The sequence below is a fragment of the Corallococcus sp. 4LFB genome, from assembly GCF_046520365.1.
In the GTDB taxonomy this organism is placed as follows: Bacteria; Myxococcota; Myxococcia; order Myxococcales; family Myxococcaceae; genus Corallococcus; species Corallococcus caeni.
Map to the genome: position 1 here is coordinate 1 of NZ_JBKGHJ010000574.1, position 4,777 is coordinate 4,777.

The 4,777-nt window shown below is 70.6% G+C and carries 4 protein-coding genes, 1 tRNA gene and 1 pseudogene; all 6 read left to right on the top strand.

Features of this window, described 5'->3' with window-relative positions; translation table 11 throughout:
• A partial coding sequence (locus tag ACLEQD_RS37105) for an AIM24 family protein (RefSeq protein WP_410390616.1) occupies nucleotides 1-1,089 on the top strand: 1,089 nt, incomplete at its 5' end.
• Nucleotides 1,090-1,100: 11 nt separating this feature from the next.
• The gene (pgsA, locus tag ACLEQD_RS37110) at nucleotides 1,101-1,790 is read left to right on the top strand and encodes a CDP-diacylglycerol--glycerol-3-phosphate 3-phosphatidyltransferase (RefSeq protein WP_171411987.1); all 690 of its coding nucleotides are present in this window, start codon (nucleotides 1,101-1,103) and stop codon (nucleotides 1,788-1,790) included.
• An 80-nt stretch (nucleotides 1,791-1,870) separates the two neighbouring features.
• A tRNA-Gly gene (locus tag ACLEQD_RS37115) sits at nucleotides 1,871-1,945 on the top strand.
• Between the two features lie 154 nt (nucleotides 1,946-2,099).
• Entirely contained in the window at nucleotides 2,100-2,879 is a 780-nt protein-coding gene (locus tag ACLEQD_RS37120) for an ABC transporter permease (protein ID WP_410390617.1), read from the top strand.
• Nucleotides 2,880-4,226, top strand: coding sequence for an ABC transporter ATP-binding protein (locus tag ACLEQD_RS37125; RefSeq protein ID WP_410390618.1), 1,347 nt, complete (start codon nucleotides 2,880-2,882; stop codon nucleotides 4,224-4,226).
• Between the two features lie 63 nt (nucleotides 4,227-4,289).
• Nucleotides 4,290-4,777: pseudogene (locus tag ACLEQD_RS37130) on the top strand (hypothetical protein); the annotation flags it as partial.

Below are 4,777 nucleotides of genomic sequence, written 5' to 3' on the forward strand. Positions count from 1 at the left end.
GGCGCCCAGTTCGGCCTGGATGAAGCGCCCCGGAGCCCGCGCGCCGCCGCCACGCCACCGCCCCAGGCTCCCCAGGCTCCGGCGAAACCTCCGGACGACGACCTGCGCTTCGCCGAGGACGAGGGCCCGCCCGCCCCCACGGACGAGCACGCCTTCGCCAGCCGCCCCCAGGAGGACGAGGACCCGAGCCTCGCCGCCGGAGAGAGCACCTCCGGGGACGACGCGGAGCTGGCCGCCACCACGGACGCGGACACCTCCGGCGCCGACGTCGAGGTCGCCGACGAGCTGCCCCCCACGCCGGTGTCGGAGGAGATCGAGGTCTCCGAGGAGCCGCCCGTCCTCGCGTCCGACCTGGAGTCGGAGCCCGGCGCCGCCTTCGCGGAGACCTTCGACGCGCTGGCGAAGCGCGAGCCGGCTCCCGTGCCCGACGCTGCCCCCGGCGTGAGCCCGCCCGTGCTCACCGAGTGGGTGCCCACGGTGGCGCTGCCGGGCGCGACGCCGGGACAGCCCTTCACGCAGGGCGCGGCGGGCGTGACGCTGGCGGTGAACGGCGAGCTGCTCACCCGGTTGGAGGGGCTGGTCGCCGTGCGCGGACAGGTGACCTTCCAGCCGGAGATGAAGCGCTTCCGGGGCCGGGCCACGGACAAGCCGTTTGGCGAGGGCGACCAGGCCATGGTGCGCGCCCGGGGGCAGGGCACGCTGCACCTGGAGCCCACTTCCGGGCGGCAGCTGGCGCCGGTGGTCCTGGATGACGAGTCCGTCTACCTGCGCGACGCGTGCGTCTTCGCCTTCGAGGAGCCCGTCGTCTTCGAGAACGGCCGCGTGCCGTCGGAGCTGGCCCAGGACCTGGACCTCGTGCACCTGCGCGGGCAGGGGCGGGTGCTGCTCAGCCTGTCGGGCCCGCTGCGCTCGGTGCCGGTGGCCATGGACCAGCCGGTGACGGTGCCCCTCACGCACCTGGTGGGCTGGGTGGGCAACCTCACGCCCCGCGTGATGCCCCTGGTGGCGGGCGCCGCCGGGGAGACACTGCGGGGAGCGGTGGAGCTGGGCGGTGAAGGATTTGCCCTCATCGCACTCGGGGTCCGGTAGAACGCGCGCCCATGGCCACCGAGCGAGCCCTCAGGAAGCAGCGCAAGCGCGAGGAGCGGGCCCGCCGCCGCGCCTCGCGCCGTCCCAGCATCCTGGTGCAGGAGTTCTGGAACCTGCCCAACATGCTCACGCTGGGGCGCATCCTCATCATCCCCGTGTTCGTCTGGCTCACCTACGACGCGGACCCCCTGCACTCGCTCCTGGCCGGCCTGGTGTTCGCGGTGGCCGCCATCACCGACGTGGTCGACGGCTACCTGGCCCGCCGCTGGAACCTCATCACCGTGGTGGGCAAGTTCATGGACCCGCTGGCGGACAAGCTCATCGCCATGGCCGCCCTGGTGATGATGGTGCGCCTGGGCCGCATCGCCGCCTGGGTCGTCATCGTGCTGCTGGCCCGCGAGTTCATCGTCAGCGGCCTGCGCACCATCGCCGCCAGCGAGGGCATGGTCATCGCCGCGGGGCAGGAGGGGAAGTGGAAGACGTCCCTCCAACTGGTGGGGATCATCTCCCTGTGCGTCCACTACGTGCACCCGCTGGACCTGGGCTTCCGCACCGTCCCCGTGGACTACAACCAGGTGGGCAAGGTGCTGGTGTACCTGTCAGGCGCCTTCAGCGTGTGGAGCGCCGTCGTCTACTTCCGTGCGTTCCTCGGGATGCTTGCCCGGCGGGGAGGGGCGGATCCGGACGCGAAAAGTGTTTGACGTGCCCGGGAGGCCTCTGTATATCCGCCCCACTTCCGGGGCGGCACTGACCGGGCGGTAGGCAGCACGCGGCACCAGATGCGGGAATAGCTCAGCGGTAGAGCATCGCCTTGCCAAGGCGAGGGTCGAGGGTTCAAATCCCTTTTCCCGCTCCAATCGAAGGCCCTCTGGGAAACCAGGGGGCCTTTTTCTTTCTCCTTGTGGGTGCCGTCAGGGCGCACCACGGCAGGCGGGCGCGCGAGGGGCCGGCGGTCCGCTGTTCCAGGGCGTTCGCCACGGGCGGACCCTTTGGGGTATGGATACCGGCGCATGATTCGCAACTTCCGGGAACTCTATTCGTACCGGGGGCTCCTCCTCAGCCTGGTGCAGCGCGAGCTGAAGGCGCGCTATCGCGGCTCGGTGCTGGGCTTCTTCTGGACGTTCCTGAACCCCACCCTGCACATGCTGGTGTACGCGCTGCTGTTCGGCGTGTTCATGAAGAACCAGATCCCGCACTACGCCTACTTCATGTTCGTGGGCCTCCTGCCGTGGATCTGGTTCTCCACGTCGGTGTCCGCGGGGGCCAGCGCCATCAGCGACCGGCGCGACCTGATGACCAAGGTGCGCTTCCCGGCCCAGGTGCTGCCGGCGACGGTGGTGGCCACCAACTTCTGCAACTTCATCTTCTCCCTGCCGCTGATGGTGGCGCTGGGGCTGATCTTCGGCGTGGTGCCGTCCTGGCACGTGCTGCTGTTCCCCGTGGTGGTGCTGATCCAGATGTGCTTCACCTTCGCGGTGGTGTACGCGGTCAGCGCCTTCAACGTGACGTTCCGGGACCTGCAGCACATCGTGATGAACCTGATGACGCTGTGGTTCTTCATGACGCCGGTGCTCTACAAGCTGTCCACCATCCCGGAGGAGTACCGGCGCGTGCTGCAGGTGCTCAATCCGATGTCCATCCTCATCACCTCGTACCAGGCCATCTTCTACGAGCACCGGCTGCCGGACGCGGTGCCGCTCGTGTCGCTCCTGGGGGTCTCCATCGTGCTGCTGTGGGGTGCCACGCAGATCTTCGAGAGCCGCCGCGAGGAGTTCGCGGAGTCCATCTAGATGGTCCAGTCACCGACCGAGGACGCCATCGTCATCCAGGACGTGGTGAAGAGCTTCCGGAAGAAGACCATCCGGGGGGAATACACCACGTTCAAGTCGGAGCTCGTGCGCTGGCTGCGCGGGCAGCGGCACGCGTCCCAGCAGGGGCGCTTCATTGAGTCCCTGCGCGGCGTCAACCTGCGCATCCCCAAGGGCCAGACGGTGGCCATCCTGGGGCGCAACGGCTCCGGCAAGAGCACGCTGCTGAAGCTGATCACCGGCATCTACTCGCCCACGTCCGGCAGCATCCAGGTGAACGGGCGCATCTCCGCGCTGCTGGACCTGGGGGCGGGCTTCCACCCGGACTTCTCCGGCCGGGAGAACATCCTCATCAACGGCATCATCCTCGGCATGTCCCGCACCGAGGTGCGCGCGAAGATGGACGACATCATCGCGTTCAGCGAGCTGGGGGAGTTCATCGACGAGCCGGTGCGCACGTACTCCAGCGGCATGTACATGCGCCTGGCGTTCTCCGTGGCCACGCACGTGGACCCGGACATCCTCATCATCGATGAGATCCTCGCCGTCGGCGACGAGCACTTCAGCAAGAAGAGCCTCGCGAAGATGACGGAGTTCAAGCGGCTGGGGAAGACCATCGTCCTCGTCACCCACGACATGTCCACCGTGGAGCGCTGGTGCGACCAGGCGGCGTGGCTGGACGGCGGGCGGATCCGCCGCGTGGGGACCCCGGCCGAAATCGCCGCCGAGTACCGGCAGGCGGTGTCGCTGGCGGAGGCGCGCTCCACGGTGTTCACCCCGCCGGCCCTGACCGAAGGGGGCGGGGCGCTGCCGTCGCTGGCGGAGGGCGCGGTGGTGCGGGACGAGCCGCCGGCGGCGCCGCCGGTCGCTGTGTCGCGGGTGTCGCTGAGCGGGCCGCGTGGGGAGGAGCTGGGGCTCGTCACCACGGAGACGCGCGCGGAGGTCTGCATCGACTATGTGGCGCGCGAGTCGGTGGAGGACGTGGAGTTCGTCCTCACGCTGTCCACCGCGGACGGGGCGGTGCTGTACGTGACGAGCACTCGGACGGACCGGGTGCCGCTGCCGGCGCCGCTGCCGCCGCAGGGCCGGCTGCGCTTCGTGCTTCCCCGGCTGGGGCTGCTGGGCGGCTCCTACGTGCTGAGCGTGGAGCTGAAGACGGGCAACAACGCGAACCCGGAGCCGGGCCGGGAAGCCCGCTGCACCTTCTCCGTGTCCACGGAGCACGACGACCGGGGCGTCTTCCGGCCGGAGCATTCCTGGGTGGTGGAGGAGGCTCCGGCCGCTCCCGTCCAGGCGGTCTCCGTGTCCAAGCATGCCGCGGCCTCCTGAGGGGGGAGGAGGCCTCCCGCGCGCCGCGGCCCGGGGCCTTGAAGAAGGGGAGGCGCCTGGGAGGTGAGTACCTTGTTCCACACCATGCCCGAGGGGGGGCAGGCCGCGGAGTCCGCCGGGGAGCTCGCCGAGCGCATCGGGGCACTGCGCGCGGAGCCCTCCGAGGCCAACGCCCGGGAGCTCGCGGTGCTGACGGAGCGGCTGCGCCGGCTGGTGCCTCCGGCCAGCACGCCCCTGTCGCCGCTGCTGGCCGCGGCGAGGCTCGCCGTCCCGTTCGACTTCTCCGTGCCGCCGTCGCACCGGGCGTCGGGAGGCCAGTGGGTGACGGCCGCCAAGCGCGCCTTCGTCCTGGGCCTGCGCCCGCTCCACGTCGAACTGCTCAAGCCCCAGGCCGCCTTCAACCAGCGCGTGCTGCGCGTGCTGGAGCGGCTGGAGGCCCGGCGCGACCAGGGCACCCGTGAGGACCTGACGGACTGGGTCCGGGGGCAGCTGGACGCGCAGGGGCCGGCGAGGCCACTCCGGCGGAGCCGCCCGGGCTTCGCGGGGGACCG

Bases quoted from the DNA above. Each gene is read 5' to 3' on its own strand.
- pgsA (WP_171411987.1), top strand. From the start codon at position 1,101: ATGGCCACCGAGCGAGCCCTCAGGAAGCAGCGCAAGCGCGAGGAGCGG.
- ACLEQD_RS37120 (WP_410390617.1), top strand. From the start codon at position 2,100: ATGATTCGCAACTTCCGGGAACTCTATTCGTACCGGGGGCTCCTCCTC.
- ACLEQD_RS37125 (WP_410390618.1), top strand. From the start codon at position 2,880: ATGGTCCAGTCACCGACCGAGGACGCCATCGTCATCCAGGACGTGGTG.